We start from the raw sequence: 26952 nt of genomic DNA, 5'->3' as shown, positions 1-26952 counted from the left end.
TGCTGCCGGTCGGCCCCTACCAGACAGGGCCATGCGCTGTCCAAAGCGTGGGACCGCCGACGGGTGCCGTCGGGGCCGGTCGTCCGGCCTCACCAATCCCCTTGGCTATGCCATGGCCGGCAAGCGCACGGGAAGCGTCATCTGGCGGCAGCCGCCCTGCGTCCAGCGCCCACGAGCATGGCGTCGCCATCCCGGGCCAGGATTCTGCCGCGTTCGAGGGCCACCGATACTGTGAACAAAACAAGGTATTCAGTTCACAGAGCCACACACCACCCATGGTGGCGCCGGCGGTCGCCGGCTGTTCTCGACCGAAGGATCGTCAGCGCACAACCAGCGGCAGGACCGCCGCCGTGTCACCGACCGCCTCATCCCCATCCGCCGCAGCCGGCAGTTCGAGATCACGCAGCACCGCCTGATCGAAATCGGCCAGTTTGTTGCTGCGGATCAGGCGTTGCAGGGTGTGGACATAATCCGCACCGCGCTCCGAATAGCGTTCCAGCGTGGACACCAGCTGGACGCCGTCCAGGGGCTTGCCATGGGTGCGCAGCGACGCACGCAGGCGCCGGAACCCTTCATAGGCCCGGTGGGTGTTGAGATTGTGGATATAGGCCTCGACGCTGGCCTTCGGGTCATCGAAGGCGCGGTAGCGGTGGGTCTGGCCGGGCTGGCGGTTGCGCGGAGTCACGCCGGCATCCTCGGCCTTCCAGGTCAGCTGACCGAACAGCACATTGGCCTTCTGCGCGAAGCGAGAGGTTCCCCAGCCGCTCTCCTCGGCGGCCTGGGCCAGGGCCAGGGACGGCGGCACGATATCAACGCGCTTCAGCAGATCCTTGGTATCCACCTCACCTTCGACCTCGACCCCATAGCGCTCGGCCAGATCCGCCAGCCAGAGCCGGTCCTGTGGTGCCAGGGCCTGCCCGCTTTCGCGGATCTGATGCAGTTTCGACAGGCGGTCACGGTCGGCCTCGATCCGTTCATTGGCCAGCAGGATCAGCGGCAGCATGGTCTTCACGAAAACCGCCTTGCGGTCATCGCTGGATTCCAGCCGGTCGATATCGTGGGGAAGATCCGCCAGCACCAGCCGCGGCACGGCGATGCTGCCGCTGCGCACCTGGTCGATGTGGTAGTCGGCGGCGTGGAACAGATCCAGCAGCGACCGCGCGTCCAGACGCGCGGCGATCCGCTTGACCGCCTTGGCGGGCATGGCCAGCGCGACCTCGTCATCCCCGGCCTCAACGGCGGTCGACGCGGCGCGTGCGACCTCTGCCGTTGCGGCCACATCGGCGGCCGGCTCGGCTTTCCCGATGCGCCACAGGCTGCAGGGAAACACCACCGTGACCGCCAACAGGATGGCGCACAAGGTCGGCCATCGGGGGCCGCAATGGCCCTCGGTCTTGTCCGTCGGCATGTACACCTCACTCCCGTACCCGTTTCCAAGCGATACCGATCGCACGGGCGGATCACCCGTCGCGGCTATCGGTGCCGGAACTTCTCCGGTCGACCCTTGGGTCCAGGCCGTGCCGAGTGTGGCCGGTTCCGCGGGTCCATAGAGGCTCCACCGGCGTCAACGGTCCCATTCTTCGGGTTTGACCGTGATGCCGGACCGAGCCGGTCGGGGTATCGCACCCCTGGGAGATCTTTGCTCCCCGGCTCTGCCTCTGCCTGCCATTTAAGACGATTTTTAGGCAGTGAATTTGCACCTTAGCGGATTTGGCGGACTTCGACAACCTCGGGAATGTAGTGCCTCAACATGTTCTCGATACCCGCCTTCAGGGTGGCGGTGGAACTGGGGCACCCCGCACAGGCACCCTTCATCGTCAGATAGACGATGCCCTGGTCGAAACCGTGGAAGGTGATGTCGCCACCATCCTGGGCCACGGCGGGACGCACACGGGTATCCAGCAGTTCCTTGATCTGGGCCACGACCTCGTCGTCATCCTCGGCAATGGCATTGTCGTCGGTATGCTCCTCCAGCAGGACCGGGCGCCCTGCGGTGAAGTGCTCCATGATGACGCCCAGGATGCTGGGCTTCAGCAGGTACCAGTCATGGCCGCCATCCTTGGTGACGGTCACGAAATCGGACCCCAGGAACACCCGGGTCACTCCCTCCACCTCGAACAGACGCTGGGCCAGCGGAGAGCGGGCAGCCATGGCGGCCTCGGGAAAATCGGCCGTGCCACGGCCCAGCACGTCACGGCCGGGCAGGAATTTCAGGGTTGCCGGGTTCGGGGTTTCTTCGGTCTGGATGAACATGATCGGGCACCTTGGAACTGCTGCCGCCGGACGGTTGCCGTGACCGGAAACCGGTCCGCGGGCCGCCCATGCGGCCCCTACGGCTGGCGGGACAGGGCGAAAGTGGGCAGTATGCGCCGGGAGATCAAGACGTTCATCGACAAGGCGGCCCCGCGCGGGACCGCGCGTGGAACCGCATCGGCGGAGTGATGATGGGGGAAGGACGGCCGGCAGAGGCAGCTGACGGGGATTTCAGCGTTCCCGATCCCGCGGCCATGCGCGTCGTAACCTGGCTGCTGACAGTGGGTGTGCGCCACGGCGACATCCCGGCCCTGATCGAGGCCTATGCCCATCATCTGCGTGAGGCCGGCTGCCCCATCGAGCGCATGACGCTGCATGTCCGTCTGCTGCATCCGCAGATCAGAGCCGTTACCTACATCTGGCGAGTCGATCGCGACGGGATCGAGCAGATCAACCGGGAACACGGGATCGAACTGACTCCGGATTACCGGCAAAGCCCCATCTCCGCCATCATCGATGGCGGGGTCGAGGGCATCCATGTGCCGCTGGAGCGCACGGCCCCGCCTTATCCCTACCCCGTGCTGCATGATCTCTGGGACCAGGGCTTCCGCGACTACACAGCCATGGCACTGGTCGGCGCCAATGGCCGCCGCAACGCCGTGACTTTCGCCACACGCCATCCCGGCGGCTTTTCCGCCGCCGATCTCGGCATGCTCTACGGCGCCCTGCCGGCGCTGAGTGTGCTGCTGGAGGCGCGGGCGCTGCGCCTGCTGGCCACCACCCTGCTGAACACCTATGTCGGGCCGGCGGCCGGCCAGCGCATCCTGGACGGCGATATCCGCCGTGGCAGCGGCATGACCCTCTCGGCCGTGCTCTGGTACTGCGATCTGCGCGGCTTCACGCCCCTGGCCGACCGGCTGGAGATCGGGGCGCTGATCGCCCTGCTGAACGGCTATTTCGAGATCATGGGCGGCGCCGTGCAGCGCCGCGGCGGCGAAGTGCTGAAATTCGTCGGCGACGCCCTGCTGGCGATCTTCCCCATCGGCGCCGGCAACGGACCGGACGAACTGGCGCGCCAATGCGCCGAGGCGCTGGCCGCGGCGGACGAGGCCATGGCCGGCATGACCAGCCTTAATGCCCAGCGCGCGGCCTGGGGCCAGCCGCTGTTGGGTGCCGGCATCGCCCTGCATGTGGGTGACGTGCTCTACGGCAATATCGGTGCCCCCGACCGTCTCGACTTCACGGTCATCGGCCCGGCGGTCAATCTGGTGACCCGTCTGGAAGGGCTGACCCGCGCCCTGGACCGGCCGCTGCTGACATCCGCCGCCTTCGCCGCGGCCTGCCCGGAGGGCGGGCTGCGCAGCCTGGGCCTGCATGCCGTCAAAGGGCTGCAGGACCCGGTGGAGGTCTTCGGGCGGGACTGACGCCTTTGGTGGTGGCCTATCCCGCCGCCCGCAGGCCGCCCGCCGCATGCGGGCAGCCGCTGAAGCTGCTGGGGCACTGGCGGGTACCGAAGGCGTTGCAGACACTGCCGCCGCCGGCCCGCACCTGCCGCACCAGATTGGCCAGGCCCTGGATGAAGGCCGGATGGGTCATCACCGTCGGCACGGCCACGAAGTGCGGCACGCCCAGTTCCCCGGCCAGATGGCGGTATTCGTCACCGATCTCCACCAGCGTTTCCGAATGTTCGGACACGAAGGCGATGGGCACCACGACCAGCGGCACCCGGTCCTTGCCGGCGCGGTGGACCTCCTCCTCGGTGGAGGGGCCGATCCACGTCATCGGACCGACGCGGCTCTGATAGCAGCTGACCCAGTCCAGACCCGGAATGCCCAGTTCCTTGACCACCGCCTCGGCCGTGCGCTCGCACTGCCACTGATAGGGGTCGCCGTCCTTGACCACCTTTTCCGGCAGCCCATGGGCGGAGAACAGCACACGCGGTTTGCCATGGGGAGCGGCCTCCGCCAAGCCCGTGCGGATCAGGTCGGCATTGGCACGGATGAAGCCCGGCTCCGTCGGGTAGCAGCAGACCAGCCGCGTCGGCTTGTCCAGGCCGGCCTGGGCGGCCGCTTGGTTCCAGACCCGCAGGCTGGATGCCGTCGTCGTGGTGGAGAACTGGGGGTAGAGCGGCAGCAGCAGGATCTCGTCAGGGTTCCAGTCCCGCACCGCCAGCGCCACCTCCTCCGACATGGGATGCCAATAGCGCATGCAGGTGAAGCAGCGCACCTCCCCCTCATCCCACAGGGCCGTTTCCAGGGCGCGGGCCTGGGCCTCGGTGTTGGGCAGCAGCGGCGAGCCGCCGCCCATCTTGGCATAGATCTCGACCGCCACCTTGGCCCGGCGGCCGGAGATCAGCTTGGCCAGCAGGAAGCGGACCGGGTTCGGCACCCGGATGATGGCGGGGTCGTTGAACAGGTTGAACAGGAAAGGCCGCACCGCCTCCGGCCGGTCCGGCCCGCCCAGATTGAACAGGACGATGGCGATCTTGCGCCGGCCGCCGGTGGCGGGACGGGCGACGGAAACGGAATCGGTCACAATGTGTCTCACGCGGTTCGGAAAGAAACCTATCCCCTACGTAGAGCGGGCCAGGTCCGGATCAAGTCTGCCAGCTGCGCCACATGCTCAGGGGGGGTTTCCTTGATGATGCCGTGGCCCAGATTGAAAACAAAGGGCCGATCACCCAGCGTGTCCAGAACGGCGCGGGCTGCCTGCTCCAGGCTGCTGCCGCCGGTGACCAGATGCACCGGGTCCAGATTGCCCTGCACGGCCACTTTGCTCTGCAGTGTCCGGGCCGCCCACAGCAGCGGCACGCCGGGGTCCAGAGACACGGCATCGACGCCGGCCTCGTCCACATAGGTCAGCAGGTTCAGCCCGGCCTGCCGCGGAAAGCCGATGATCGGCACACCGGGGTGCCGCTGCTTCAGGGCGGCGGTGATGCGGCGCGTCGGTTGCACCACCCAGCGGCCGAACTCCGCCGACGGCAGGGCCCCGGCCCAGCTGTCGAACAGCTGCAGCACCTCGGCCCCTGCCTCGACCTGGGCCGACAGGTAATCGACGGTGCTGTCGGCCACCAGATCGATCAGCTGCTGGAAGCCGGCCGGATCGCCGAAGGCCCAGCGTTTGACATGCAGATACTCCTTCGACCCGGCCCCTTCGACCATGTAGCAGGCCACGGTCCAGGGCGAGCCGGCGAAACCGATCAGCGCCGTCTGCGGGAAATCCCTGTCCAGGGCGGCGCGGATGCGCCGCACCGCCTCATAGACCGGAGCGGCGCGCTCATGCAGGCGCCCGCGGTCCAGCTGCGCCAGCGTCTTCAGATCGCGGATGGGGGTCAGCCGTGGCCCCTCGCCTTCCGCGAAGCCGACAGTCTGCCCCAGGGCGTGCGGCAGGGTCAGGATGTCGGAAAACAGGATGGCGGCATCCATGCCGTACCGCCGCAGTGGCTGCAGTGTCACCTCACAGGCCAGCTCCGGGTTCAGGCAGAGATCGAGGAAGCCGCCGGCCTGGGACCGCACGGCCCGGTATTCCGGCAGATAGCGGCCCGCCTGCCGCATCAGCCAGAAGGGCGGGCGCGGCTGCACCTCCCCCGCCAGGGCGCGCAGCATCGGTTTGGCGGCGGGTGCCGCGGTCTTCTCGCTCATGGCTTCCGATCACGTTCGGGCGGTACCCGCCCAGTTATCCCAGGCCCCCCTTTTACCTTGACTGACTCTTTGAAAGGAATGGGGTGATGGTGGGTTGTGTGGATAACGTGAATTCTATTCTGTCCGCATTTTTGTCCACAGGACCAGAGTCATAGGGGGGCCGTTGCGCCGGGCTGTGGACAAGTCTTGGGGAGATTTTTCCCGAATCGGCGGAAACACTGGGGTTCCCACCTGTGGGGAGTCGGGGAAAAAACCTGTCCACAGGTGATTCGTCCCGGACTCTCCCGTAAGGCTGCTGCGATTTCGCACGGGTGGGATTCCACAGGGACCGATGCACCCTGTTTCCGGGATGGATGTTTCCGGTGTATGGACTCCCATCGCTTTTCCCTGGGGTGCCCCCAAGATGTCCACATCCCCGCCCGAGATGCCGAAAACCTTCCATCTCCACCTGGTGTCGGACGCCACCGGCGAGACCATCAACTCCGTGGCCCGCGCCTGCGTCAGCCAGTTCGACCGCGTGCAGCCGATCGAGCATTTCTGGAATCTTGTCCGGACCGAACGGCAGCTGGACATGGTGGTCGACGGCATCCGCGATAATCCCGGCCTGGTGATGTTCACCCTGGTCAATGACCGGCTGCGCGCCAAGCTGCAGGACAGCTGCCGTGACATGGCGGTGCCCTGCATCCCCGTGCTGGATCCGCTGATCAATGCCATGGCGGCCTATCTGGACCTGGAAAGCCAGAGCCAGCCCGGCCGGCAGCACACGCTGGACGCCGAATATTTCAGCCGCATCGACGCCATGGACTTCGCCCTCAACCATGATGACGGGCAGAGCGGCTGGAACCTGCACGATGCCGATGTGCTTCTGGTCGGCGTCAGCCGCACCTCCAAGACGCCGACCTGCATCTATCTGGCCAACCGTGGCATCAAGGCCGCCAACATCCCGTTCGTGCCCGGCGTGCCGCTGCCGGATGAGCTGTACACCCTGACCAAGCCGTTGATCGTCGGTCTGACCAAGGACCCGGAGCGGCTGGTGCAGATCCGCCGCAACCGCCTGCGCCTGCTGAACCAGGGCGAGGAGACCAGCTACACCGATCCCGAACATGTGCGGGCCGAACTGCTGGAGGCGCGGCGCCTGTTCACCCGCAATGGCTGGCCGGTGATCGACGTCACCCGCCGTTCGATCGAGGAGACGGCGGCGGAAATCATGATGATCCTGGCGCGGCGGCGGCCCAATGCGGCCTTTTCCAGCGATCTCAGCCTGCCGCTCGGCAAACCCGGCCCGTTCCGCTCCGGTGGCGGCCCGGCATGAGCATGGTCCTGTCCAGCCAGCCCGTGATCCTGGCCTCCGGCAGCGTGACCCGCCGGCATATGCTGGAGGCGGCGGGTCTTGCCGTCCGGGTCGAGACCGCCGCCGTGGACGAGGACGAGGTCAAGCATTCCTGCCGTGCCGGCGGCATGCCGCCGGAGGCGGTGGCCGAGGCCCTGGCCGAGCTGAAGGCCGCCAAGGTCGCCCGCCGGCATCCCGACGCCTATGTCATCGGCGCCGATCAGATGCTGGAGTGCGAGGGCGACTGGTTCGACAAGCCTGGTGACCGGGCGGGTGCCGCCGCGCAGTTGCGTCGGCTGTCCGGCCGCCGTCACCGGCTGATCTCGGCCGCCGTCGTCTTCCACGGGGGCGAGCGGGTCTGGCACACGGTCGATCAGGCCATCCTGACCATGCGGCCATTGAGCGACGCCTTCCTCGACCGCTATCTCGACGCGGCCGGTGACGCTGTCTGCGGCTCCGTCGGTGCCTATCATCTGGAAGGGCTGGGCGCCCAGCTGTTCAGCCAGGTGCGCGGCGACCATTTCACCATCCTGGGCCTGCCGCTGCTGCCGTTGCTTGGCTTCCTGCGCGCCCGCGGTGTGCTGCCGGACTGACCCTTGCCCCCCTGCTCCGCCGGCGCTACTGATGCGGGTGACTAGGCCGGTCGGGCCCCGGCACGGGGACCAGACAGGGGCCAGACAGGGGGAAGCACCATGATCCTCAGCGGCAAGGCCGGGGTGGCCGGGGTGATGGGCTGGCCGGTGGGCCATTCCCGCAGTCCGCGGCTGCATGGCTATTGGCTGCGGCAGTACGGCATTGACGGGGCCTATATCCCCCTGCCCGTCGCGCCCGACCGTATCGAACAGGCCATCCGCGCCCTGCCCGCCCTGGGCTTTCGCGGCTGCAACGTCACCGTTCCGCACAAGGAGGCGGCGTTCCGCTGCGTCGACAGGCTGGACGAGGCCGCCCGGCGCATGAAGGCGGTCAACACCATCATCGTGCAGCCCGACGGCACGCTGGAGGGCCGCAACACCGACGGCTTCGGCTTCATGGCGAACCTTTCGGACGGCGCACCGTCCTGGCGGGCCGATGCCGGCCCGGCGGTGGTGCTGGGGGCCGGCGGTGCCGCCCGCGCCGTGGTCCTGGGCCTGCTGGATGCCGGTGTGTCCACGGTGCGCCTCATCAACCGCACCGCGGCCAAGGCGGAGGATCTGGCCGCCGATCTGGCCACTGGTCCGGCCACTGGTCCGGGCGGTGCCATCGACGTCATTCCCTGGGACCAGCGCGGTCCGGCCCTGGCCGATGCCGCCCTGCTGGTCAATACCACCACCCTGGGCATGCAGGGCCAGCCGGCGCTGGACCTGGATCTGACCCGCCTGCCGCCACGGTCCGTGGTCACCGACATCGTCTATACCCCGCTGCTGACCCCGCTTTTGCTGGCGGCGCAGGCGCGCGGCAATCCTGTGGTCGACGGGCTGGGCATGCTGCTGCACCAGGCCCGGCCGGGCTTCGCCGCCTGGTTCGGGCAGATGCCGGCGGTGACGCCGGATCTGCGCCGTTTCGTGCTGGAGGGGCTTTGATCGTCCTCGGCCTGACCGGCTCCATCGGCATGGGCAAAAGCACGGCGGCGTCCATGCTGCGGCGCCTGGGCTGCCCGGTGCATGATGCCGATGCCGCGGTCCACCGCCTCTACGCCCGCGGCGGTGCCGCCGTTCCCCGCATCGCCGCCCTGTTCCCCGAGGCCATCCGCGACGGCGCCGTGGACCGGGCCCGTCTGTCGGCCCTGATCCTGGGCGATCCGGCGGCGCTGAAACGGCTGGAGGCGGTGGTGCATCCGCTGGTGCGCAAGGCGGCCGACGATTTCCTGCGCCGCTCCGCCCGCCGGGGCGTGGCCGTGGCCGTGCTGGACATCCCGCTGCTGTTCGAGACCGGCGGACAGGACCGGGTGGACCGGGTGGTGGTGGTCAGCGCCCCCGCCTTCGTCCAGCGCCGGCGGGTGCTGGCCCGTCCCGGTATGACGGCGGACAAGCTGGCCCTGATCCTGGCCCGGCAGATGCCCGACCGGGAAAAACGGCGCCGGGCCGATTTCGTGGTCCCCACCGGCCTTGGCCGGCGCTACAGCTTGCAGTGCCTGGCCGCCATCGTCAGACTGTTGCGGTCACAGCGTGGCCGGGTCTGGCCCCCGGTTGCCGCCCGGCCCCGGACAGCCCGCTTCCCCGCCCCCCGCCGCACGAGTTCTTCCCATGCGTGAGATCGTCCTCGACACCGAAACCACCGGCATCGACGCGCTGAACGGCGACCGTATCGTCGAAATCGGCTGTGTGGAGATGATCAATCACGTCTCCACCAGCAGCACCTTCCACGTCTACATCAACCCCGAACGCGACATGCCGCAGGAGGCCTTCGCCGTCCACGGCCTGTCGGCGGAGTTCCTGTCGGACAAGCCGGTGTTCGCCTCCGTTGTTTCGGACTTCCTGGAATTCATCGCCGACAGCCAGCTGGTCATCCACAACGCCCAGTTCGACATCGGCTTCCTCAATACCGAGCTGGCCCGTCTGGGCATGAAGCCGCTGCGCAACCCGGTGGTCGACACGGTGATGGTGGCGCGCAAGCGCTTCCCCGGCGCGGCCGCCAGCCTCGATGCCCTCTGCCGGCGCTTCGAGATCGACAATTCCAACCGCACCCTGCACGGCGCCCTGCTCGATGCCCAGCTGCTGGCCGAGGTCTATCTGGAGCTGCTGGGCGGGCGTCAGCCCGATCTGGTGCTGGGCGGGTCACAGTCCGGTGGCCCGGCCCAGGCGGTGAAGCGCGACCGGCCCTTCCGCGCGGCCCGGCCCCATGCGCCGCCGCCGGACGAGCTGGCGGCGCACGAGGCCTTCCTCAAGGGCTTCAAGAAGACGCCGCTCTGGTTCGCCGACAAGGTGGAATGACGGCGCGGAATGACGGCGCGGGAGCGGCCGCTTGCGTGAAGGTCGGTGTCGGGAGGCGCTGGCGCCCGCACCGACACCGGGACCCCTGTTCCACGTGAAACGCGGCTCAGGGCAGCAGGATGGTGGAGCCGGTGGTCCGCCGGCTTTCCAGCGCGCGGTGGGCTTCGGCCGCATCCTTCAGGGCGAAGCTCTGGTGGACATTGATCTTCACCCGGCCGTCCCGGACCACGCCGAACAGGTCGGTTGCGGTTTCCAGCAGCTCGTCGCGGCTGGCCACATAATGACCCAGCGACGGACGGGTCAGGAACAAGCCGCCCTTCTGGCCGAGCAGGGCCGGCGGCATTGGCGGCACTGGGCCGCTGGCATTGCCGAAGGTCACCATCATGCCGCGGCTGCGCAGGCAGTCCAGGCTGCCCATGAAGGTGTCCTTGCCGACACCGTCATAGACCACCTCCACCCCGCGCCCGCCGGTCAGCTCCCGTGTGCGGGCGACGAAATCCTCCTGGGTGTAGAGAATGGGGTGGTGGCAGCCATGGGCTTTGGCCAGCTCTGCCTTCTCCGGCGTGCTGACGGTGCCGATGACAGTGGCGCCCAGGGCGTTGGCCCATTGGCAGGCGATCAGCCCCACCCCGCCGGCGGCGGCATGGATCAGCACGGTGTCGCCGGCCCGCACCGGATAGGTCTTGCGCAGCAGATAGCGCGCCGTCATGCCCTGCAGCAGCATGGCGGCCGCCATGCGCTCGTCCAGCCAGTCCGGCAGCTTCACCAGCCGGTCGGCCGGGTACAGGCGCTCCTCGGCATAGGCGCCCACCGGGCCGGAGCAATAGCCGACGCGGTCGCCGGGCTTCAGTTCGGTCACGCCCTCGCCCACTGCCTCGACCACGCCGGCCGCTTCCGATCCGGGGATCATGGGCAGCGGCAGCGGGTACAGGCCCGAGCGGTGATAGGTGTCGATGAAGTTCAGGCCGATGGCGGTATGGCGCAGGCGGACCTGACCGGGGCCGGGGGCGCCGACCTCGATGCTGTCCCAGCGCAGGACTTCGGGGCCGCCCACCTGGTGGACGCGGATGGCATGGGTCATGGCAAATCGACTTTCCGTTTCCGGGCGATCGGCGCCGGCCACCGGCATGGGCTGTCCCCGGGGGGACCTCCATCCATGAGATGACGCCGGCGCCCGCCGGGTGGTTACTTCAGATGCTTGGCAAAGAAGGCATCGCTGCGGTCATTGGCCAGCTTGGCCGCCGCCGGGTCCCAATGGATGCCGTCGGTGCGGGCGAAGGCATGATCCTGCTCCGCATAGACATGGATATCCACCAGCGTGTTGCCGCCCAGCGCGGCAAGGATCTTTTCGCGCGCCTCGGGCGGCACGAACTTGTCCTTGCCGGCGATATGCATCAGCAGCGGCTGGGTGATGGCTCCCGCCTCGCCCAGGGCGCCGTCGATGCCGACGCCGTAATAGCTGACGGTGCAGTCGGCATCGGAGCGGGTGGCCATCAGGAAGGCCAACTTGCCGCCCAGGCAATAGCCGATGCTGCCGACCTTGGGGCCGACGCCGGGGACCGTGCGCAGATAGGCCAGTGTCGCCAGCAGATCCTCCACGCCCTTGGTCTCGTTGAAGCCCTGATAAAGCTGGAAGGCCTTCTGCCACTCGGCATCGGTCTTGTCGCTGATCTGCACCCCCGGCTCCTGCCGCCAGAACAGATCCGGGCACAGCGCCACATAGCCCTGGGCGGCCAGACGGTCGCACAGGCCGCGCATGACATCGTTGACCCCGAAGATTTCCTGGATCACCACGATGCCGGGTCCGCTGCCGGAGGCCGGCTTGGCCAGATAGCCGGTGAAACTGCCGCCATCGGCGGCCGTGATCGTCACGTCGGTCATGCTCTGCCCTTTGGTCTTGCTCGGTTTCTTGGGATAGGCGCCGCCGGTGGACATTGCACGCGGGCGGACGGTTTTCGCCGGAACGATAGCAAGGTGCTTGCCGGCTTGTCACCGCTCCCTGGCGGCACCCCGTCCGGCAGAAACCGTGATTCTTTCCTTACAATCTCCGGCCAATCTCCGGCCAATCCCCGGCCAGTTGCCCCGGCGATCCCTCCCTGGCGCCCCGGCCGGCTCATCCCCCCAGGAGGTGCCGCAGGGCCGCCGGCTCGGTGACCGGAAGCGAACAGCTCTGGTTCCGGCAGACATAGGCGGCGGCCCTGCCCGCGACCGGTCCCTTGCCGGCGGCGGGATGACCTGCCGGCAGGTCGCTTCCCGGCGCCAGCCGGGTCAGCACCAGATTGGGCAGCGACAGGCTCTGCACCGCCGACAGCAGCGCCGCCGTGTCCGCCGCCCCCGGCTCCCCGGCGATGACCACCTGCACCGCCGACAGCAGCAGGTCCGCCCCGTTGAGATAGCCGGCCAGAGGGAAGAAGTTGCGGCTCAACTCGCCGCTGAAGGCCGTGACCAGGGCCTCCGCCCGCTGCCGGTATGCGTCCTCCCCGGTCTGCAGCCACAGGCGGGCCAGCACCCCGACCAGGGTCCCGTTCCCCGCCGGTACGGCATTGTCATGGGCGTGCCGGGGCCGCACCATCAGATCGCCGGCATCATCGGCGGTGATGAAATAGCCGCCCTCGACCGGGTCCAGGAAATGCCGGTCGCAGACATCGACCCAGGCCCGGGCCTGCGCCAGATAGGCTGGTTGCCCCGTGGCCTCGTACAGGGCCAGGGCGGCCCGGGCCATGTTGGCATGGTCCTCCAGCGTGCCGGCGTGCTTCAGCCGGCCCTGGCGCCAGGCATGGCGCAGCCGCCCGTCCGGCTGCATGGTGGTGCGGATGAAGGCGAAGGCCCGCTCGGCCGCCGCCAGCCAGCCCGGTTCGGCGAAGGCCATGGCCGCTCGGGCCAGGGCGGCGATCATCAGCCCGTTCCAGTCGGCCAGAACCTTGTCATCCCAGCCGGGCCGCACGCGGCCGGCGCGCACCGCCAGCAGCCGTTCCCGGCCTGCAGCCAGCGTGGCTTCCGTCTGCTCATCCAGCAGCTCGGGATGGTCCAGGCGATTCAGGATGTTGGTGCCTTCCCAATTGCCCGCGGCGCTGACGCCATAGACGGCGCAGAAGCGCTCGGCCTCGGCGCCCAGCACCTGCTCCACCTCGGCCCGCGACCAGACATAGAAGCGGCCCTCATGTCCCTCGCTGTCGGCATCCAGGGTGGCGGCGAAGGCACCGCCCTCGGCCAGCATCTCGCGCAGCAGCCAGCCCACCGTCTCCCGCGCCCGCGCCGCGAACAGCGGGTCACGCGTCTCCTGCCAGACCTGGGTCAGCAGGTCCAGCAGCTGGGCATTGTCGTACAGCATCTTCTCGAAATGCGGCACCAGCCAGCGCGCATCGACGGAATAGCGGGCGAAGCCGCCGCCCAGATGGTCGTAGAGGCCGCCCTGCCCCATGCGGACCAGGCTGTGGATGACGGCGGTGGCGAAGGCCGGCCGGCCCGTGCGCTTGAAGGCCCGCCACAACAGCTCCAGGATGCCGGGCTGGGGGAATTTCGGGGCGTCGCCGATGCCGCCATTGACCGGGTCCACCTCCCGCAGCAGCCGCTCGGCCACCTGGTCGATGACCTCCAGCCCGATGGCGTCGCCGGGGCGGTTGCGGGCCAGCTGGGTCAGCGCCTCCTTCAGCGCCCCCACATTGCGCCCCACCTTGTCCGGTTCCTCGGCATAGGTCCGGGCCACGCCGCGCAGCACCTCGGCAAAACCGGGACGGCCCCAACGGCCCTCCGGCGGGAAATAGGTGCCGCCCCAGAACGGCTCGCCCTCCGGGGTCAGGAACATGGTCAGCGGCCAGCCGCCCTGCTGCCCCAGCAGCCCCAGCGCCTGCTGATAGACCTGATCGAGATCCGGCCGCTCCTCGCGGTCGACCTTGATGTTGACGAACAGGCTGTTCATCAGGGAGGCGATGTCCGGGTTCTCGAAGGATTCATGGGCCATGACATGGCACCAGTGGCAGGCGGCATAGCCGACCGACAGCAGCACCGGCCTGTTCTCGGCCCGGGCACGGGCGAAGGCCTCCGGCCCCCAGGGCAGCCAATGCACCGGGTTGTCCTTGTGTTGCAGCAGGTAGGGGCTCGTCTCCTGCCCCAGCAGGTTGGCGGCCATCGGCATGCTTCCTTCCCTCGGACGGGTTTTCTTCACTGTCTCGACCGACAACATATGGGGGCGGGAAATGCACCCGATCCCGTTCCTGTCCGGCGTCGTTCCGTCTCAGCTTAACCTTGTGTAGACTGGGACGCGCCGGAAAAATGGCCTTGATCTTATTGTGGTTTTTAACCGCTCCCCTGGGGCAGCCGCGAAAGGAGTCCCTCCGATGAAGGTCAGCATCGACATTGACTGCACCCCGGACGAGGCGCGGACCTTCCTCGGCCTTCCCGATGTCAAGCCCATGCAGGATGCGCTGATGCTGCAACTGCAGAAGCGGCTGGAGGCCAATATCCAGGCCATGGACCCCGAAACCATGCTGAAGACCTGGCTGCCGGCCAGCATCCAGGGCTTCGAGCAGTTCCAGAAGCTGATCTGGAGCCAGATGACGACCGCCATGGGCGGCAACAAGGACCCGAAGAAGTGAGCGAACCCGTCTCCCCCGATCCCCGGCCCTATTTCCGGGCCCATGTCTTCTGCTGCACCAACGAACGTCCCGACGGCCATCCCCGCGGCTGCTGCAAGGCCAGGGGAGCGGAAGCCCTGCGCGACCAGATGAAGAAGCGGGCCACGGCCCTGGGCCTGGGCAAGGCCGTGCGCATCAACACCGCCGGCTGCCTGGACCGCTGCGAGCTGGGGCCGGTCATGGTCATCTATCCCGAGGGCGTCTGGTACAGCTACCAGACGGCCGAGGATGTGGAGGAGATCCTGCAGACCCATCTGGTGGAGGGCAAGCGGGTGCAGCGCTTGCTGCTGCAGCCGGAGGACAGGCTGCCCGCCGACCGGCTGGCCCGGCTGGCGCTCCAGGACTGAGCCGCCCCTGTTCCACGTGAAACACGCGTCATGACCCCCGATACCATTTTCGCCCTGGCCTCGGCCGCCGGCCGCGCCGGCGTGCAGGTGCTGCGCCTGTCGGGTCCGTCCGCCGGCCCCGCACTGTGCCGGCTGACCCGCCGTCCCCTGCCGCCGCCGCGTCAGGCGGTGTTGGCCGCCCTGTACGCTCCCGGCCCGGATACGGGTCCGGATGCGGGCGAGCTGATCGACAAGGGCCTGTTGCTCTGGTTCCCGGCTCCGGCCAGCTTCACCGGCGAGGATGTGGCGGAACTGCATCTGCATGGCGGGCGGGCGGTGTTGCAGGCGGCGACCCGCGCCCTGGTGGCCCTGGGGCTGCGCGTGGCCGAGCCGGGCGAGTTCAGCCGCCGCGCCTTCGAGAACGGCAAGCTCGACCTGACGGAGGCGGAAGCCATCGCCGATCTGGTGGACGCGGAAACGGCGGCGCAGCGGCGCCAGGCCCTGCGCCAGATGGAGGGCGCGCTGGGCCGCCTCTATGAGGGCTGGCGCCAGCGCCTGACCCGCGCCCTGGCGCATCTGGAGGCCGAGATCGACTTCCCCGAGGAGGATCTGCCCGGCGGTCTGACCGACGCCGTGCGGCCGGTGGTGGAGACACTGGCGGCGGAGATCGCGGCACATCTGGCCGACAACAGCCGCGGCGAGCGGCTGCGGGACGGCATCGCCATCGCCATCCTCGGCGCCCCCAATGCCGGAAAATCCTCGCTGCTCAACGCCATTGCCCGGCGCGATGTCGCCATCGTCTCGGCCCAGGCCGGCACCACGCGCGACGTCATCGAGGTGCAGCTGGACCTTGGCGGCTATCCCGTCCAGCTGGCCGACACAGCCGGGTTGCGCGAGGCGGCCGAGGCCATCGAGGCCGAAGGCATCCGCCGCGCCCTGGACCGGGCCGGCCGTGCCGACCTGAAGCTGCTGGTGTTCGATGCCACCCAGCCGCCCGATGCCGCCACCCTGGCCCTGGCCGACGGCAATGCCCTGCTGGTGCTGAACAAGGCCGACCGGCCCGGTGCCGCCACCGCCCTGCCCGGCCATGGCGCGCTGACCGTTTCCGCCGCCACCGGGGCCGGTCTGGCCGGGCTGCTGGCGGCACTGGAACAGGCGGTGGCCGCCCGCTTCAATCCGGCCGGCGCGCCGGCGCTGACCCGGGCCCGGCATCGGGCGGCGCTGGAGGCGTGCCGCGACAGCCTGCTGCGCGCCCTCGGCGCCCCCTTGCCGGAACTGGCGGCGGAGGATGTGCGCCTAGCCAGCCGCGCCCTGGGCCGCATCACCGGCCGGGTCGATGTGGAGGATCTGCTGGACGTGATCTTCCGCGATTTCTGTATCGGCAAATAAGGTCCCGCATGGCCGGTGTTCCACGTGGAACACTGGACTTGCCTCCGGCTCGCCCCTACATTCCGGCCCATGCGCAGCTTTGACGTGATTGTGGTGGGCGGCGGCCATGCGGGATGCGAGGCGGCTGCCGCGGCGGCGCGTGCGGGAGCCCGCACGGCGCTGGTGACCCACAGGCTGGACACCATCGGCGAAATGTCCTGCAACCCGGCCATCGGCGGTCTGGGCAAGGGCCATCTCGTGCGCGAGATCGACGCGCTGGACGGCGTCATGGGCCGGGTCACCGACCAGGGCGGCATCCAGTTCCGCATCCTCAACCGCTCCAAGGGGCCGGCCGTGCGCGGTCCGCGCGCCCAGGCCGACCGCAAGCTCTACCGCCAGGCCATGCAGCGCGCCCTGGCGGAGCAGCCGAACCTCACCCTCGTCGCCGCGGCGGTGGAGGATCTGCTGGTGGATGCCGGCGGCCATTGCGCCGGCGTCGTCACCGCCACGGGGGAACAGATCGGCGCCGGGGCCGTGGTGCTGACCACCGGCACCTTCCTGCGCGGCCTGATCCATATCGGCGAGGAGAAGATCCCCGCCGGCCGCGTGGGCGAGGCGCCGGCCCTGGGCCTGTCCGCCACCCTGGCCCGCCATGGTTTTCCGCTGGGCCGGCTGAAGACCGGCACACCGCCGCGCCTGGACGGCAAGACCATCGACTGGGCCGGGCTGGAGGCGCAGCCCGGCGACCTGCCGCCGCCCCCCTTCTCCACCCTGACCGACCGCATCACCACCCCGCAGGTGGCGTGCGCCATCACCTACACCACGCCGGCGGTGCATGCCGTCATCCGGGCCAATCTGCACCGGGCGCCCCTGTATTCCGGCCAGATCGAAGGCACCGGACCGCGCTATTGCCCCAGCGTGGAGGACAAGATCGTCCGCTTCGCCGAGAAGGAGCGGCATCAGATCTTCCTGGAGCCGGAGGGGCTGGACGACGACACCGTCTATCCCAACGGCATCTCCACCAGCCTGCCGCGCGATGTGCAGGCGGAGATCCTGCGCCACATTCCGGGGCTGGAGCGCTGCACCATGCTGCGCCCCGGCTATGCCATCGAATATGATTATGTGGATCCGCGCGAGCTGACCAACACGCTGGAGACGCGGCGGCTGCCGCGCCTGTTCCTGGCCGGCCAGATCAACGGCACCACCGGCTATGAGGAGGCGGCGGCCCAGGGGCTGATGGCCGGCATCAATGCCGCCCTGGCCGTGTCCGGCACGGCGCCCTTCGTTCTCGACCGGGCCGACGCCTATATCGGCGTGCTGATCGACGACCTCATCACCCGCGGCACCACCGAACCCTACCGCATGTTCACCAGCCGGGCCGAGTACCGGCTGCTGCTGCGGGCCGACAATGCCGACCAGCGCCTGACCGACCGCGGGCTGGCGGTCGGGGCCGTCGGCCCCGTCCGGGCCGCCCATTGGGCGGAGAAGAAGGCGGCTTTGGAGGCTGCCCGCGAACTGGTCACCCGGCTGGCGGCTACACCGAACGAGCTGGAAAAGCACGGGCTGCAGGTAAACAAGGACGGCGTGCGCAGGACCGCGCTGGACCTGCTGCGCTATCCCGATATCGATTTCGCCCGCCTGTGCCGGGTCTGGCCGGAGCTGGCCCGCCTGTCTCCGGCCATTGCCGAGCAGGTGGAGATCGACGGTAAATATGCGGGCTATCTCGACCGGCAGGAGGCCGACATCCGCGCCTTCCGCAAGGACGAATCCCTGGCCCTGCCCGCGGATCTCGACCCGGACAGCATCGCCTCGCTGTCGGCCGAGATCCGGCAGAAGCTGCGTGCTGTGCGTCCGGCCACCCTGGGGGCCGCCGCCCGCATCCCCGGCATGACCCCGGCCGCGCTGACGGCGTTGCTGCGCCATGTCAAGCGCCGGCCCGCCGCCTGATCCCTTGCGCCCTTCCTGACCCGGAACGGAGGACGACCATGGCCTGGATTCTGCTGACCATTGCCGGACTGCTGGAGGTGGTCTGGGCCATCGGGCTGAAATACACCGAAGGCTTCACCCGGCTCTGGCCCAGCCTCATCACCGGCGGGGCCATGTTCGCCTCGGTCTGGCTGCTGGGCTTGGCGTTGAAGACCATTCCCGTGGGCACCGGCTATGCCGTCTGGGTCGGGATCGGGGCCGTGGGCACCGCCACCCTGGGCATGGTGCTGCTGGGCGAGCCGGTCAATCTGGCCCGCATCCTCTGTATCCTGCTGATCGTGGCCGGCATCGTCGGGCTGAAGCTCTTCACCCCGGCCTGAGCCCTTTTCGATGAAAAGCCCCTCCCCAGCCGGCCGCGGACGGGCTACAACGACGCCATGACCCCGACCGACTTCCAGTCCCTGTTCCGTGTTTCACGTGAAACACTGGACCGACTCGCCGCTTACGAGGCTCTGCTGCGGAAGTGGAATCCGGCCATCAATCTGGTGGCCAAATCCACGCTGGCCGACGCCTGGGAGCGGCATCTGGCCGATTCCGCCCAGCTTTTCGCCCTGCTGCCGCCGGATGTGCAGGTGCTGACCGATATCGGGTCCGGTGCCGGCTTCCCCGGCCTGGTCCTGGCCATCCTCGGCGTGCCCCAGGTGCATCTGGTCGAGTCGGACCAGCGCAAGGCCGCATTCCTGCGGGAAGTGGCGCGGGTGACCGGCGCGCCGGCCACAATCCATGCCGTTCGCATCGAGGAGGTGGCCCTGCCCCCCGCCGATGTGGTCAGTGCCCGCGCCCTGGCCGACCTGTCGCTGCTGCTGCCGATGGCCGCACGGCTGCTGAAGCCCGGCGGGGTCTGCCTCTTCCCGAAGGGCAGGTCGGCCCAGGATGAATTGACCGGGGTCCGGGATTCCTGGAATATGCGCGTCGAGGCCTTTCCCAGCCGGACGGACCCGGCCGGCAGCATTCTCCGCCTCTCCGACATCTCCGCGAGATAACCGCGCGCGAAAGGTCAGAACATCGTGCCGAGCGCTCCTCTGCCCATTCCCGCCGCCCGGGCGCGCATCATCGCGCTGGCCAATCAGAAGGGCGGCGTCGGCAAGACCACGACCACCATCAATCTCGGCACCGCGCTGGCCGCCGTCGGCAAGCGCGTGCTGATCATCGACAATGACCCCCAGGGCAACGCCTCCACCGGTCTCGGCATCGCCCAGACCGAGCGCGAGGTCGGCATCTACGACCTGCTGTTCGCCGATCTGTCGGTGGAAGAGGTGTCCACCCGTACCTCCATTCCCAACCTGGATGTGGTCACCGCCAATGTCGACCTGTCCGGCGCCGAGGTGGAGCTGGTCAATATCGACCGCCGCGAATTCCGCCTGAAGGATGCGCTGGCCCGCTCCCATGGCGGCTACGATTACATCCTCATCGACTGTCCGCCGGCCCTGGGCCTGCTGACGCTGAACGCCCTGGCCGCCGCCGATGCCGTCATGGTGCCGTTGCAGTGCGAGTTCTACGCGCTGGAGGGCCTGTCGCATCTGGTCCGCACCATCGAACGGGTGAAGCGCGCCTTCAACCCGTCGCTGGAGATCGGCGGCGTCATCCTCACCATGTTCGACCGTCGCAACAACCTGTCCGACATGGTCGCCGCCGATGTGCGCGGCTTCTTCGGCGACAAGGTGTTCGAGACGGTGATCCCCCGCAATGTGCGGGTGTCCGAGGCGCCCAGCCACGGCAAGCCGGTGCTGCTCTACGACGTGAAGTCGGCGGGCGCCCAGGCCTATATCCATCTGGCGGGCGAGGTGTTGAAGCGTGAGCGGAAGCGGCAGATTGCCTATGGATGAGACGAAGAAGCAGCCGCGGACCGGCCTTGGACGCGGCCTGTCCGCCCTGTTCGGCGAAGCCGCCGGCAGCGAGGAGGAGCAACAGGTCGACCGGGTGCGCCTGACCCGCCTGTTGCCCATCGACCAGGTCCGCCCCGGCAAGTACCAGCCCCGCCGCCACTTCAACGAAGAGGAACTGCGGGCGCTGGTGGAAAGCGTGCGCGAACGCGGGGTGCTGCAGCCGCTGCTGGTGCGCAAGGACCCGGCGGCCCAGCCGGGCCATACCCAGTACGAGATCATCGCCGGTGAACGCCGCTGGCGGGCCGCCCAGCTGGCCGGCCTGCACGAGGTGCCGGTGCTGGTCCGCACCCTGTCGGACCGGGAAGCGCTGGAAATCGCGCTGATCGAGAACATCCAGCGCCAGGACCTGACCCCGCTGGAGGAGGCCGAGGGCTTCCGCCGGCTGATGGACGAGTTCGAGCATACGCAGGAGGATCTGGCCCGCGCCGTCGGCAAGAGCCGCAGCCATGTGGCCAACATGCTGCGGCTGCTGTCCCTGCCCGATGCGGTGAAGCAGATGGTGCAGGACGGGCTGTTGAGCATGGGCCATGCCCGTGCCCTGCTGACGGCGGCCGATCCAGTGGCCCTGGCCAGGCTGGTGGTGGAAAAGGGTCTCAATGTCCGCCAGACCGAACAGCTGGTGAAGCAGGTGGCGGCCGGGGCCGAGCCGGCGGCCAAGACGCCGAAGGTCAAGGCGCCCGACACCGTGGCGCTGGAAAAGGAAGTCTCGCACGTGCTGGGGCTGAAGGTCACCGTCAGCACCAACGGACCCAAGGGCGTGCTGCAGATCCATTACAAGACGCTGGACCAGCTGGACGGGGTGCTGAACCGTATCCTGCGCCGCTGACGGCGGACGGGTTTGCAGAGGGGCGAGGAGGTCGGGAATGCCGCACTACAGCCTGACCCTGCTGCCGGACCGGCTGGCGGTCTGCCGCCTGCCGCCGAACAGTCTGGCGCCGGACAGTCTGGCGCCGGGCGGCGCGCTACCGGCCTGGATCGCCGGGGCGATGCGGGCGCCCGGCTTTCTCTCCCTCACCCGCACGGCTGATGAACTGTCTCTGATCTGTGCGGCCGAGCATGTGCCGGGGGGCGGGGCGGTCGATTTCAGGGTTGTCGCTGGCTGGCGCATCCTGCGGGTGGATGGTCCCTTTGATTTCGGCGTCACCGGCGTCATGGCCGCGCTCTCCGGCGCCTTGTCGGCCGCCGGCATCAGCCTCCTGCCCCTTGCCACCTTCGATACGGATTACCTGCTGTTACGGGAGACTGATCTCGACCGGGCCGTGACGGCACTGGTCCATGCCGGCCATGCCGTGCAGGGGCAAACCGGCCTGGCCTGACTCGTCTTGGCCGGCCGGCCCCTCTCTTCCGCATAGGCTTGCGCCGACTTTCCCTCTGACCGATAGTGGTGGGGAACGGAGGATCGGATGGCCGACGTCATATCCATTGCCATGTCGGGGGCGCAGGCCCAGGCCCGACGCCTGCTGGGGTCCGCGTCCAATGTCGCCAATGTGCGCACCACCGGCCCGCTGCCCGGCAGCGCCGGCGCCGCGGCGGCAGCCGATGCCGGCCGTCCCTACCAGCCGGTGGAAACGGTCCAGAGTGCTGTCGCCGGACCGGAGGGCCAGGGCATGGGCACGCGGGCCGTGTTCAAGCCCACGGCGCCGGGCTTCATCGCTGAATACCAGCCGGACTCGGCCGATGCCGATGCGGACGGCATGGTGGCCGCTCCGGCTGTGGATCTTGCCGGCGAGCGGGTGCAGCAGACGGTGGCCCAGCGCGCCTATGAAGCCAATCTGCTGGTGCTGAAGGCCCAGGACCGCATGCAGCGCGAGGTCGTCAACACGCTGGCCTGATCCGCCGCCGGGACTCTCCTGGACGGAACGATGAAGGACGGCGCGGGGCGGCGCCGTTTCCATGGGGACCGTTCCGGCCCGGCTGGACCGGTCAGGCCACCATTGTGCTGGCCCTTGTCCTTGGCGGCGAAGGTGCCGACAGCCGTGCCATCGACCGTGGCGTCGTTGCCGGCAACACCGGTGCGCATGATTCCCTTCAAGGGAGGCCGGTTGGCTGCACCGGAGAGCCAAGGTGTCTGCAGCAGAAAATAACGTATGAATTCAATATGTTGCCGTTACACTGATCCCGATATGCAACGGCCGGCGACGGGATGCCCACCCCTTCCAGGCTTGCACGCGGGCGGATTCGCGAATATCTATCATTTCACATTGCGTGTTCGTTCTTTATCGGGATCCGCACGGTGGCAGAGTATGAAAGTCTGCGGGGCAAACATGTCCTGCTGATCGTCTCGGGCGGGATCGCCGCTTACAAGACACCGGAGCTGGTGCGCCGCCTGCGCGAGCGGGGGGCGTCCGTGCGCTGCGTGCTGACCCGCGGCGGGTCCCAGTTCGTCACGCCCCTGGCCCTGCAGGCGGTCAGCGAGGACAAGGTCTATACCGACCTCTGGTCCCTGACCGACGAGTCCGAGATGGGCCATATCCAGCTGTCGCGGCAGGCCGATGTCCTGCTGGTGGCGCCGGCCACGGCCAACATCCTGGCCCGCATGGCCCAGGGGCTGGCGGAGGATCTGGCCAGCACGGTGCTGCTGGCCACCGACAAGCCGGTGCTGGTGGCGCCGGCCATGAATGTGCGCATGTACCAGCATCCCGCCACCCAGGCCAATCTGGCGGTCCTGCGCCAGCGCGGCGTGACCCTGGTCGGCCCCAACGAGGGGCCGATGGCCTGTGGCGAGTATGGCCCCGGCCGCATGAGCGAGCCGATGGAGCTGGTGGCGGCGCTGGCGGCCCATTTCGACGGACAGACCGCTCCGCCCCTGCCCGTGTCCGCGGCGCGTCCCCTGGCCGGCCGGCACGCGCTGGTGACCAGCGGCCCGACCCATGAACCCATCGACCCCGTGCGCTACATCGCCAACCGCTCCAGCGGCAAGCAGGGCCATGCGGTGGCGGCGGCACTGGCGGCGCTGGGCGCCCGCGTCACCCTGGTCAGCGGCCCGGTGGCCCTGCCCGACCCCGCCGGCTGCCGCGTGCTGCGGGTGGAGACGGCGCGGGAGATGCTGGCGGCCTGTACGTCCGCCCTGCCCGCCGACATCCTTGTGGCCGCCGCCGCCGTGGCCGACTGGCGCGTGGCGGTGGAAGCCGGGCACAAGCTGAAGAAGGACGGGGACCGGCCCCCGGCCCTGGCCCTGACCGAGAATCCCGACATCCTGGCCACCCTGTCCCGCCCCGGTCCGGCCCGGCCGGCGCTGGTGGTGGGGTTCGCCGCCGAAACCCGGGATGTGGTGGCCTATGCCACGGCCAAGCGCGCCCGCAAGGGCTGCGACTGGATCATCGCCAACGATGTGGCGCCGGGCAGCGGCACCTTCGGTGGCGACCACAACCATGTCCATCTCATCCGCGCCGACCGCGAGCCCGAGACCTGGCCGCGCCTGCCCAAGGCCGAGGTGGCGCAGCGTCTGGCCGCCGCCATCGCCCAGCATTTCGCAGCCCGAGAGAGCGACCGCCCATGAGCACGACCACCATCGCCGTCCGCCGCCTGCCCCATGGCGCGGACCTGCCCCTGCCCGCCTATGCCACTGCCCATTCCGCCGGCATGGACCTGCTGGCCGCCGTGGCGGAGCCGGTGACGCTGCAGCCGGGGGAGCGCCGGCTTGTTCCCACGGGTCTTGCCATCGCCCTGCCCGAGGGGTTCGAGGCCCAGGTGCGGCCCCGCTCCGGTCTGGCGCTGAAGCATGGCGTCACCCTGATGAACAGCCCCGGCACCATCGATGCCGACTATCGCGGCGAGGTCGGGGTCATCCTGGTCAATCTGGGGGCGGAGCCCTTCACGGTCGAACGCGGCATGCGCATCGCCCAGATGGTCATCGCCCGCTATGCCCGCGCCGACTGGTCGGTGGTGGACAATCTGCCGGACACCGATCGCGGCACCGGCGGCTTCGGCTCGACCGGGACCAGGGCATGAGCGGCAGGCGAGGGCGTCCGCTATGATCCGTATTTCCAAGAAGCTGATGTTCGCCATCGAGACGGTGCTGGACATCGCCTACAACGCCGGCTCGGCCCCGGTTCAGTCGGCGGAGATCACGGCGCGCCAGGGCATTCCCAAGCGCTATCTGGAACAGGTGCTGCAGGCGCTGGTGCGGGCCGGGGTGCTGTCCGGCGTGCGCGGCCCCAAGGGCGGCTACCGGCTGGCCAAGGAACGCCGCCGCATCACCGTGGGCGAGATCGTGCGTGTGGTGCGCAGCCTGGAACAGGCCACCGACCCGATCGAGGAGGAGGTCGGGGCCGATCTGGGCCGCCGGGTGGTGCGCCCGCTCTGGGCCGAACTGCAGGAGGATGTCATGGCGCGGCTGGACCGCACCAGCATCGAGGATCTGTGCGTCCGCGCCCACCAGGCCGGCATCCCCTCGGAAGCGGCCAGCAAGCTCGATTTCAGCATCTGATCGCCAAGCGGCGGAGGGAGGCCGTGCGGGCCCGGTTCGCGTGTCCGGCCGTCCGCGCGGCGTCAGCCTTCCAGCATCCGCCGCAGCAGTTCCACATCCTCGGCGAAGGCCGGGTCGCTGCCGCACAGCTCCTCCACCTTGCGCACGGCGTGCATCACGGTGGTGTGGTCGCGGTCGCCGAACTTGCGGCCGATTTCCGGCAGGGAGCGCTGGGTCAGCTGCTTGGCCAGATACATGGCCACCTGACGCGGGCGGGCGACGGCGCGGGCGCGCCGGGCGCTGCTCATGTCGGCCAGGCGGATGTTGAAATGCTCCGCCACCTTCTTCTGGATCTCTTCGATGGTGACGCGGCGGTTGCTGGCGCGCAGCAGGTCGTGCAGCACGTCCTGGGCGCTTTCCAGGGTGATGGCGCGGCCGACCAGCTCGGCATGGGCGACGATGCGGTTCAGCGCCCCTTCCAGCTCACGCACATTGCTGGTGATCTTGTGGGCCAGGAATTCCAGCACCTTGGGCGGGATCTTGGCGCCGATGCGGTCAGCCTTCTGCTGCAGGATGCCCAGGCGCAGCTCATAGGTGGTGGGGTGGATGTCGGCCACCAGACCCCAGCCCAGGCGCGACCGCAGGCGCTCCTCCATGCCCTCCAGGTCCGACGGGCTCTTGTCGGCGCTGATGATGACCTGGCGGTTCTGGTCCACCAGGGCATTGAAGGTGTGGAAGAACTCCTCCTGGGTGCTGTCCTTGCCGCTGATGAACTGCACATCGTCGATCATCAGCACGTCCACGGAGCGGAACTGCTCCTTGAACGCCATGGTGTCCTTGAAGCGCAGGGCGCGGATGAACTGGTACATGAACTTCTCGGCCGAGAGATAGATCACCCGGCGCGGCGGGTCCTTCTTGCGGATGTGCCAGGCGATGGCATGCATCAGATGGGTCTTGCCCAGGCCGACGCCGCCATAGAGGAACAGCGGGTTGAAGGTCACGGACGAGGCGTCGGCCACGCGGCGCGCGGCGGCGAAGGCCAGCTCGTTCGGCTTGCCGACGACGAAATTCTCGAAGGTGAAGCGCGGGTCAAGCGGCGCCGTCAGCTCGTCGGCCCGGTCTTCGCTGCCGCCATGGTGGGACACCGGGAGCGGCTCCGGCTCCGGCTCATGACGGGGCGGCGGGCTGTCGTTGGCGACGATGGCCGGCGCCCCCACCGGTTCGGCCACCCGGCTGGGGGCGGCCACCACGATCTCGACCGATTGGACACCGGGATTCTCGCCCGACCACAGGGCCTTGATGCGGTCGGCATAATGGGTGCGGATCCAGTCGCGCATGAAGCGCGTCGGCACGACGATACGGACCTGACCGCCCTCGAAATCGGCCACGGTCAGGGGCTTCAGCCAGCTGCGGTACGCCGTCTCGCCGACCTCGTCCTTGAGGCGGCCGCGGACACGCGCCCATTGTTGATCCAGCGAACCCTGCACCGACATCCTACCCTCTTGTTCTCTGATCATGGCCCTGGCCACGGGGCATGATCCTCAAACCAACGATCCCCTCGGACCAGGATCGCCGACCTGGTCCCGCGACACCCTCTACCGGCACACTCCTTCTGGTCGTGCAGCGGTCCGGCGCCAGGATCAGACGCGGTCCGCTCAACCATCCTCTGTGTCGCGGCGTCCTGTCTCCGGACGCTCTGTCCTTGAGGCAATTTGCCCTGGGGCATTTCACCCCTGTCCACCCGGGTTCGCATCAGCCCCCGGGGGGCATCGCGGTTCGCGGCCTTGCCCTGGGGTCTGCACAAATCCATACAAGCATAACCAGACGCTTCAAGACGCCCCGCGCGGAGCGCCCCACAGAAACCCGCCCATCAATGTTGGGAAAAACGAGCTATCCCGGAAGTATAGGTACCGGTTCGATTTGCCCCCGACATCGACACGCCGCCTTCCGGACACGGACGCCACGTCCACCGGGCACATTCGGTGGTCGACTCCGCTTTCGACTTGTAAGGTTCATCTGCGCCCAAGCGCGGACCACGATGCTAGACGGGGGCGCCGGGACTCGCAACGGGACCGAATAGGGAACGCACCAAAAAGCAAAATTCGTGCGCGTTCATCCAGACGAAAGCGGCACTACAAACGCAAATCGCTCCACGACCAGAGATCGGGAGTAAACAAAAAGCCGCGCAGGCAGAGCCTACGCGGCATTCCG

At 68.7% G+C, this 26952-nt stretch carries 27 protein-coding genes; 19 read left to right on the top strand and 8 right to left on the bottom strand.

The features are described 5' to 3' along the window. Window positions 1-319: 319 nt before the first annotated feature. Together DK368_RS18580 and DK368_RS18575 are read right to left on the bottom strand one after the other, a co-directional pair. The gene (locus DK368_RS18580) at window positions 320-1408 is read right to left on the bottom strand and encodes a glucosaminidase domain-containing protein (RefSeq protein WP_114395478.1); all 1089 of its coding nucleotides are present in this window, start codon (window positions 1406-1408) and stop codon (window positions 320-322) included. A 293-nt stretch (window positions 1409-1701) separates the two neighbouring features. Beyond that, window positions 1702-2253 carry a NifU family protein gene (locus DK368_RS18575; protein ID WP_114395477.1) on the bottom strand — a complete coding sequence of 184 codons (552 nt, stop codon included), beginning with the start codon at window positions 2251-2253 and terminating at the stop codon, window positions 1702-1704. A gap of 254 nt (window positions 2254-2507) precedes the next feature. Here DK368_RS18575 and DK368_RS18570 point away from each other — a divergent pair, with 254 nt between their 5' ends. Then, the gene (locus DK368_RS18570; RefSeq protein WP_240002569.1) at window positions 2508-3677 is read left to right on the top strand and encodes an adenylate/guanylate cyclase domain-containing protein; all 1170 of its coding nucleotides are present in this window, start codon (window positions 2508-2510) and stop codon (window positions 3675-3677) included. 16 nt (window positions 3678-3693) lie between these two features. On the opposite strand, the gene hemH is transcribed toward DK368_RS18570, so the two are convergent. Both hemH and hemE read right to left on the bottom strand, forming a co-directional pair. Further along, complete coding sequence (gene hemH / locus DK368_RS18565) at window positions 3694-4788, bottom strand: ferrochelatase (RefSeq protein ID WP_114395475.1); 1095 nt, start codon at window positions 4786-4788, stop codon at window positions 3694-3696. Window positions 4789-4817: 29 nt separating this feature from the next. Beyond that, the gene (gene hemE / locus DK368_RS18560; protein WP_205028289.1) at window positions 4818-5894 is read right to left on the bottom strand and encodes a uroporphyrinogen decarboxylase; all 1077 of its coding nucleotides are present in this window, start codon (window positions 5892-5894) and stop codon (window positions 4818-4820) included. Between the two features lie 403 nt (window positions 5895-6297). Between hemE and DK368_RS18555 the strand changes: the two genes are divergently transcribed. From DK368_RS18555 to dnaQ, 5 genes are all read left to right on the top strand, one after another. Further along, complete coding sequence (locus tag DK368_RS18555; protein ID WP_240002568.1) at window positions 6298-7206, top strand: pyruvate, water dikinase regulatory protein; 909 nt, start codon at window positions 6298-6300, stop codon at window positions 7204-7206. Next, window positions 7203-7817 carry a Maf family protein gene (locus DK368_RS18550; RefSeq protein WP_114395473.1) on the top strand — a complete coding sequence of 205 codons (615 nt, stop codon included), beginning with the start codon at window positions 7203-7205 and terminating at the stop codon, window positions 7815-7817. The genes DK368_RS18555 and DK368_RS18550 overlap by 4 nt, the downstream gene beginning before the upstream one ends. 99 nt (window positions 7818-7916) lie before the next feature. After that, on the top strand, window positions 7917-8783 hold the full coding sequence (locus DK368_RS18545; RefSeq protein ID WP_114395472.1) for a shikimate dehydrogenase: 867 nt from the start codon (window positions 7917-7919) through the stop codon (window positions 8781-8783). Continuing rightward, entirely contained in the window at window positions 8780-9454 is a 675-nt protein-coding gene (gene coaE / locus DK368_RS18540) for a dephospho-CoA kinase (RefSeq protein ID WP_114395471.1), read from the top strand. Before DK368_RS18545 ends, coaE begins: the two co-directional genes overlap by 4 nt. Beyond that, window positions 9447-10133 carry a DNA polymerase III subunit epsilon gene (gene dnaQ / locus DK368_RS18535; RefSeq protein ID WP_114395470.1) on the top strand — a complete coding sequence of 229 codons (687 nt, stop codon included), beginning with the start codon at window positions 9447-9449 and terminating at the stop codon, window positions 10131-10133. The genes coaE and dnaQ overlap by 8 nt, the downstream gene beginning before the upstream one ends. Window positions 10134-10239: 106 nt before the next feature. Here the strand turns inward: dnaQ and DK368_RS18530 are convergent, their stop codons facing one another. The 3 genes from DK368_RS18530 to DK368_RS18520 form a co-directional block, all read right to left on the bottom strand. Continuing rightward, window positions 10240-11214: a quinone oxidoreductase family protein gene (locus DK368_RS18530; RefSeq protein WP_114395512.1), complete on the bottom strand. Its 975-nt coding sequence runs from the start codon at window positions 11212-11214 to the stop codon at window positions 10240-10242. A gap of 104 nt (window positions 11215-11318) precedes the next feature. Then, window positions 11319-12014 (bottom strand): dienelactone hydrolase family protein, encoded by a 696-nt coding sequence (locus DK368_RS18525; protein WP_114395511.1) that lies wholly within the window; start codon window positions 12012-12014, stop codon window positions 11319-11321. A 232-nt stretch (window positions 12015-12246) separates the two neighbouring features. Then, window positions 12247-14262, bottom strand: a complete 2016-nt coding sequence (locus DK368_RS18520; protein ID WP_114395469.1) for a thioredoxin domain-containing protein — start codon at window positions 14260-14262, stop codon at window positions 12247-12249. Window positions 14263-14470: 208 nt separating this feature from the next. Between DK368_RS18520 and DK368_RS18515 the strand changes: the two genes are divergently transcribed. The 13 genes from DK368_RS18515 (at window position 14471) to DK368_RS18455 (ending at window position 24762) form a co-directional block, all read left to right on the top strand. Beyond that, complete coding sequence (locus DK368_RS18515; RefSeq protein WP_114395468.1) at window positions 14471-14728, top strand: DUF6489 family protein; 258 nt, start codon at window positions 14471-14473, stop codon at window positions 14726-14728. Next, window positions 14725-15114 (top strand): (2Fe-2S) ferredoxin domain-containing protein, encoded by a 390-nt coding sequence (locus DK368_RS18510; RefSeq protein WP_114395467.1) that lies wholly within the window; start codon window positions 14725-14727, stop codon window positions 15112-15114. The genes DK368_RS18515 and DK368_RS18510 overlap by 4 nt, the downstream gene beginning before the upstream one ends. A 30-nt stretch (window positions 15115-15144) precedes the next feature. Continuing rightward, the gene (gene mnmE, locus DK368_RS18505) at window positions 15145-16482 is read left to right on the top strand and encodes a tRNA uridine-5-carboxymethylaminomethyl(34) synthesis GTPase MnmE (protein ID WP_114395466.1); all 1338 of its coding nucleotides are present in this window, start codon (window positions 15145-15147) and stop codon (window positions 16480-16482) included. A 69-nt stretch (window positions 16483-16551) separates the two neighbouring features. Beyond that, a complete protein-coding gene (gene mnmG / locus DK368_RS18500) occupies window positions 16552-18408 on the top strand; it encodes a tRNA uridine-5-carboxymethylaminomethyl(34) synthesis enzyme MnmG (RefSeq protein WP_114395465.1) in 1857 nt (618 codons plus the stop codon). A 38-nt stretch (window positions 18409-18446) separates the two neighbouring features. Further along, window positions 18447-18767: a quaternary ammonium compound efflux SMR transporter SugE gene (gene sugE, locus DK368_RS18495; RefSeq protein WP_114395464.1), complete on the top strand. Its 321-nt coding sequence runs from the start codon at window positions 18447-18449 to the stop codon at window positions 18765-18767. 57 nt (window positions 18768-18824) lie between these two features. Continuing rightward, window positions 18825-19430: a 16S rRNA (guanine(527)-N(7))-methyltransferase RsmG gene (rsmG, locus tag DK368_RS18490; protein WP_114395463.1), complete on the top strand. Its 606-nt coding sequence runs from the start codon at window positions 18825-18827 to the stop codon at window positions 19428-19430. Between the two features lie 24 nt (window positions 19431-19454). Beyond that, window positions 19455-20273, top strand: coding sequence for a ParA family protein (locus DK368_RS18485; protein WP_275668535.1), 819 nt, complete (start codon window positions 19455-19457; stop codon window positions 20271-20273). Next, the gene (locus tag DK368_RS18480) at window positions 20266-21159 is read left to right on the top strand and encodes a ParB/RepB/Spo0J family partition protein (RefSeq protein WP_114395462.1); all 894 of its coding nucleotides are present in this window, start codon (window positions 20266-20268) and stop codon (window positions 21157-21159) included. Before DK368_RS18485 ends, DK368_RS18480 begins: the two co-directional genes overlap by 8 nt. 37 nt (window positions 21160-21196) lie before the next feature. Further along, a complete protein-coding gene (locus DK368_RS18475; RefSeq protein WP_114395461.1) occupies window positions 21197-21649 on the top strand; it encodes an ACT domain-containing protein in 453 nt (150 codons plus the stop codon). Window positions 21650-21736: 87 nt separating this feature from the next. After that, window positions 21737-22165: a flagellar basal body rod protein FlgC gene (locus tag DK368_RS18470; protein ID WP_114395460.1), complete on the top strand. Its 429-nt coding sequence runs from the start codon at window positions 21737-21739 to the stop codon at window positions 22163-22165. Between the two features lie 401 nt (window positions 22166-22566). Continuing rightward, complete coding sequence (gene coaBC, locus DK368_RS18465) at window positions 22567-23832, top strand: bifunctional phosphopantothenoylcysteine decarboxylase/phosphopantothenate--cysteine ligase CoaBC (RefSeq protein ID WP_114395459.1); 1266 nt, start codon at window positions 22567-22569, stop codon at window positions 23830-23832. Next, a complete protein-coding gene (gene dut, locus DK368_RS18460) occupies window positions 23829-24284 on the top strand; it encodes a dUTP diphosphatase (RefSeq protein WP_114395458.1) in 456 nt (151 codons plus the stop codon). Before coaBC ends, dut begins: the two co-directional genes overlap by 4 nt. 22 nt (window positions 24285-24306) lie before the next feature. Beyond that, window positions 24307-24762: an RrF2 family transcriptional regulator gene (locus tag DK368_RS18455; RefSeq protein WP_114395457.1), complete on the top strand. Its 456-nt coding sequence runs from the start codon at window positions 24307-24309 to the stop codon at window positions 24760-24762. A 62-nt stretch (window positions 24763-24824) separates the two neighbouring features. On the opposite strand, the gene dnaA is transcribed toward DK368_RS18455, so the two are convergent. Beyond that, window positions 24825-26234 (bottom strand): chromosomal replication initiator protein DnaA, encoded by a 1410-nt coding sequence (dnaA, locus tag DK368_RS18450; RefSeq protein WP_114395456.1) that lies wholly within the window; start codon window positions 26232-26234, stop codon window positions 24825-24827. Window positions 26235-26952 lie beyond the last annotated feature (718 nt).

It is taken from the genome of Oleisolibacter albus (assembly GCF_003336875.1).
Lineage (GTDB): Bacteria > Pseudomonadota > Alphaproteobacteria > Azospirillales > Azospirillaceae > Niveispirillum > Niveispirillum album.
The sequence above is the reverse complement of the archived record's forward strand: the minus strand, read 5'-3'. Positions and strand labels throughout refer to the sequence as shown.

Excerpts from the sequence above, each read along its gene's own strand:
- DK368_RS18525 (WP_114395511.1), bottom strand. The coding sequence starts at position 12,014 with ATGACCGACGTGACGATCACGGCCGCCGATGGCGGCAGTTTCACCGGC.
- dnaQ (WP_114395470.1), top strand. The coding sequence starts at position 9,447 with ATGCGTGAGATCGTCCTCGACACCGAAACCACCGGCATCGACGCGCTG.
- DK368_RS18580 (WP_114395478.1), bottom strand. The coding sequence starts at position 1,408 with ATGCCGACGGACAAGACCGAGGGCCATTGCGGCCCCCGATGGCCGACC.
- DK368_RS18520 (WP_114395469.1), bottom strand. The coding sequence starts at position 14,262 with ATGGCCGCCAACCTGCTGGGGCAGGAGACGAGCCCCTACCTGCTGCAA.
- DK368_RS18570 (WP_240002569.1), top strand. The coding sequence starts at position 2,508 with ATGCGCGTCGTAACCTGGCTGCTGACAGTGGGTGTGCGCCACGGCGAC.
- sugE (WP_114395464.1), top strand. The coding sequence starts at position 18,447 with ATGGCCTGGATTCTGCTGACCATTGCCGGACTGCTGGAGGTGGTCTGG.
- DK368_RS18550 (WP_114395473.1), top strand. The coding sequence starts at position 7,203 with ATGAGCATGGTCCTGTCCAGCCAGCCCGTGATCCTGGCCTCCGGCAGC.
- mnmE (WP_114395466.1), top strand. The coding sequence starts at position 15,145 with ATGACCCCCGATACCATTTTCGCCCTGGCCTCGGCCGCCGGCCGCGCC.
- DK368_RS18515 (WP_114395468.1), top strand. The coding sequence starts at position 14,471 with ATGAAGGTCAGCATCGACATTGACTGCACCCCGGACGAGGCGCGGACC.
- dut (WP_114395458.1), top strand. The coding sequence starts at position 23,829 with ATGAGCACGACCACCATCGCCGTCCGCCGCCTGCCCCATGGCGCGGAC.
- DK368_RS18475 (WP_114395461.1), top strand. The coding sequence starts at position 21,197 with ATGCCGCACTACAGCCTGACCCTGCTGCCGGACCGGCTGGCGGTCTGC.
- DK368_RS18455 (WP_114395457.1), top strand. The coding sequence starts at position 24,307 with ATGATCCGTATTTCCAAGAAGCTGATGTTCGCCATCGAGACGGTGCTG.
- mnmG (WP_114395465.1), top strand. The coding sequence starts at position 16,552 with ATGCGCAGCTTTGACGTGATTGTGGTGGGCGGCGGCCATGCGGGATGC.
- hemE (WP_205028289.1), bottom strand. The coding sequence starts at position 5,894 with ATGAGCGAGAAGACCGCGGCACCCGCCGCCAAACCGATGCTGCGCGCC.
- DK368_RS18545 (WP_114395472.1), top strand. The coding sequence starts at position 7,917 with ATGATCCTCAGCGGCAAGGCCGGGGTGGCCGGGGTGATGGGCTGGCCG.
- DK368_RS18530 (WP_114395512.1), bottom strand. The coding sequence starts at position 11,214 with ATGACCCATGCCATCCGCGTCCACCAGGTGGGCGGCCCCGAAGTCCTG.
- DK368_RS18555 (WP_240002568.1), top strand. The coding sequence starts at position 6,298 with ATGTCCACATCCCCGCCCGAGATGCCGAAAACCTTCCATCTCCACCTG.
- rsmG (WP_114395463.1), top strand. The coding sequence starts at position 18,825 with ATGACCCCGACCGACTTCCAGTCCCTGTTCCGTGTTTCACGTGAAACA.
- DK368_RS18480 (WP_114395462.1), top strand. The coding sequence starts at position 20,266 with ATGGATGAGACGAAGAAGCAGCCGCGGACCGGCCTTGGACGCGGCCTG.
- DK368_RS18575 (WP_114395477.1), bottom strand. The coding sequence starts at position 2,253 with ATGTTCATCCAGACCGAAGAAACCCCGAACCCGGCAACCCTGAAATTC.
- dnaA (WP_114395456.1), bottom strand. The coding sequence starts at position 26,234 with ATGTCGGTGCAGGGTTCGCTGGATCAACAATGGGCGCGTGTCCGCGGC.
- DK368_RS18470 (WP_114395460.1), top strand. The coding sequence starts at position 21,737 with ATGGCCGACGTCATATCCATTGCCATGTCGGGGGCGCAGGCCCAGGCC.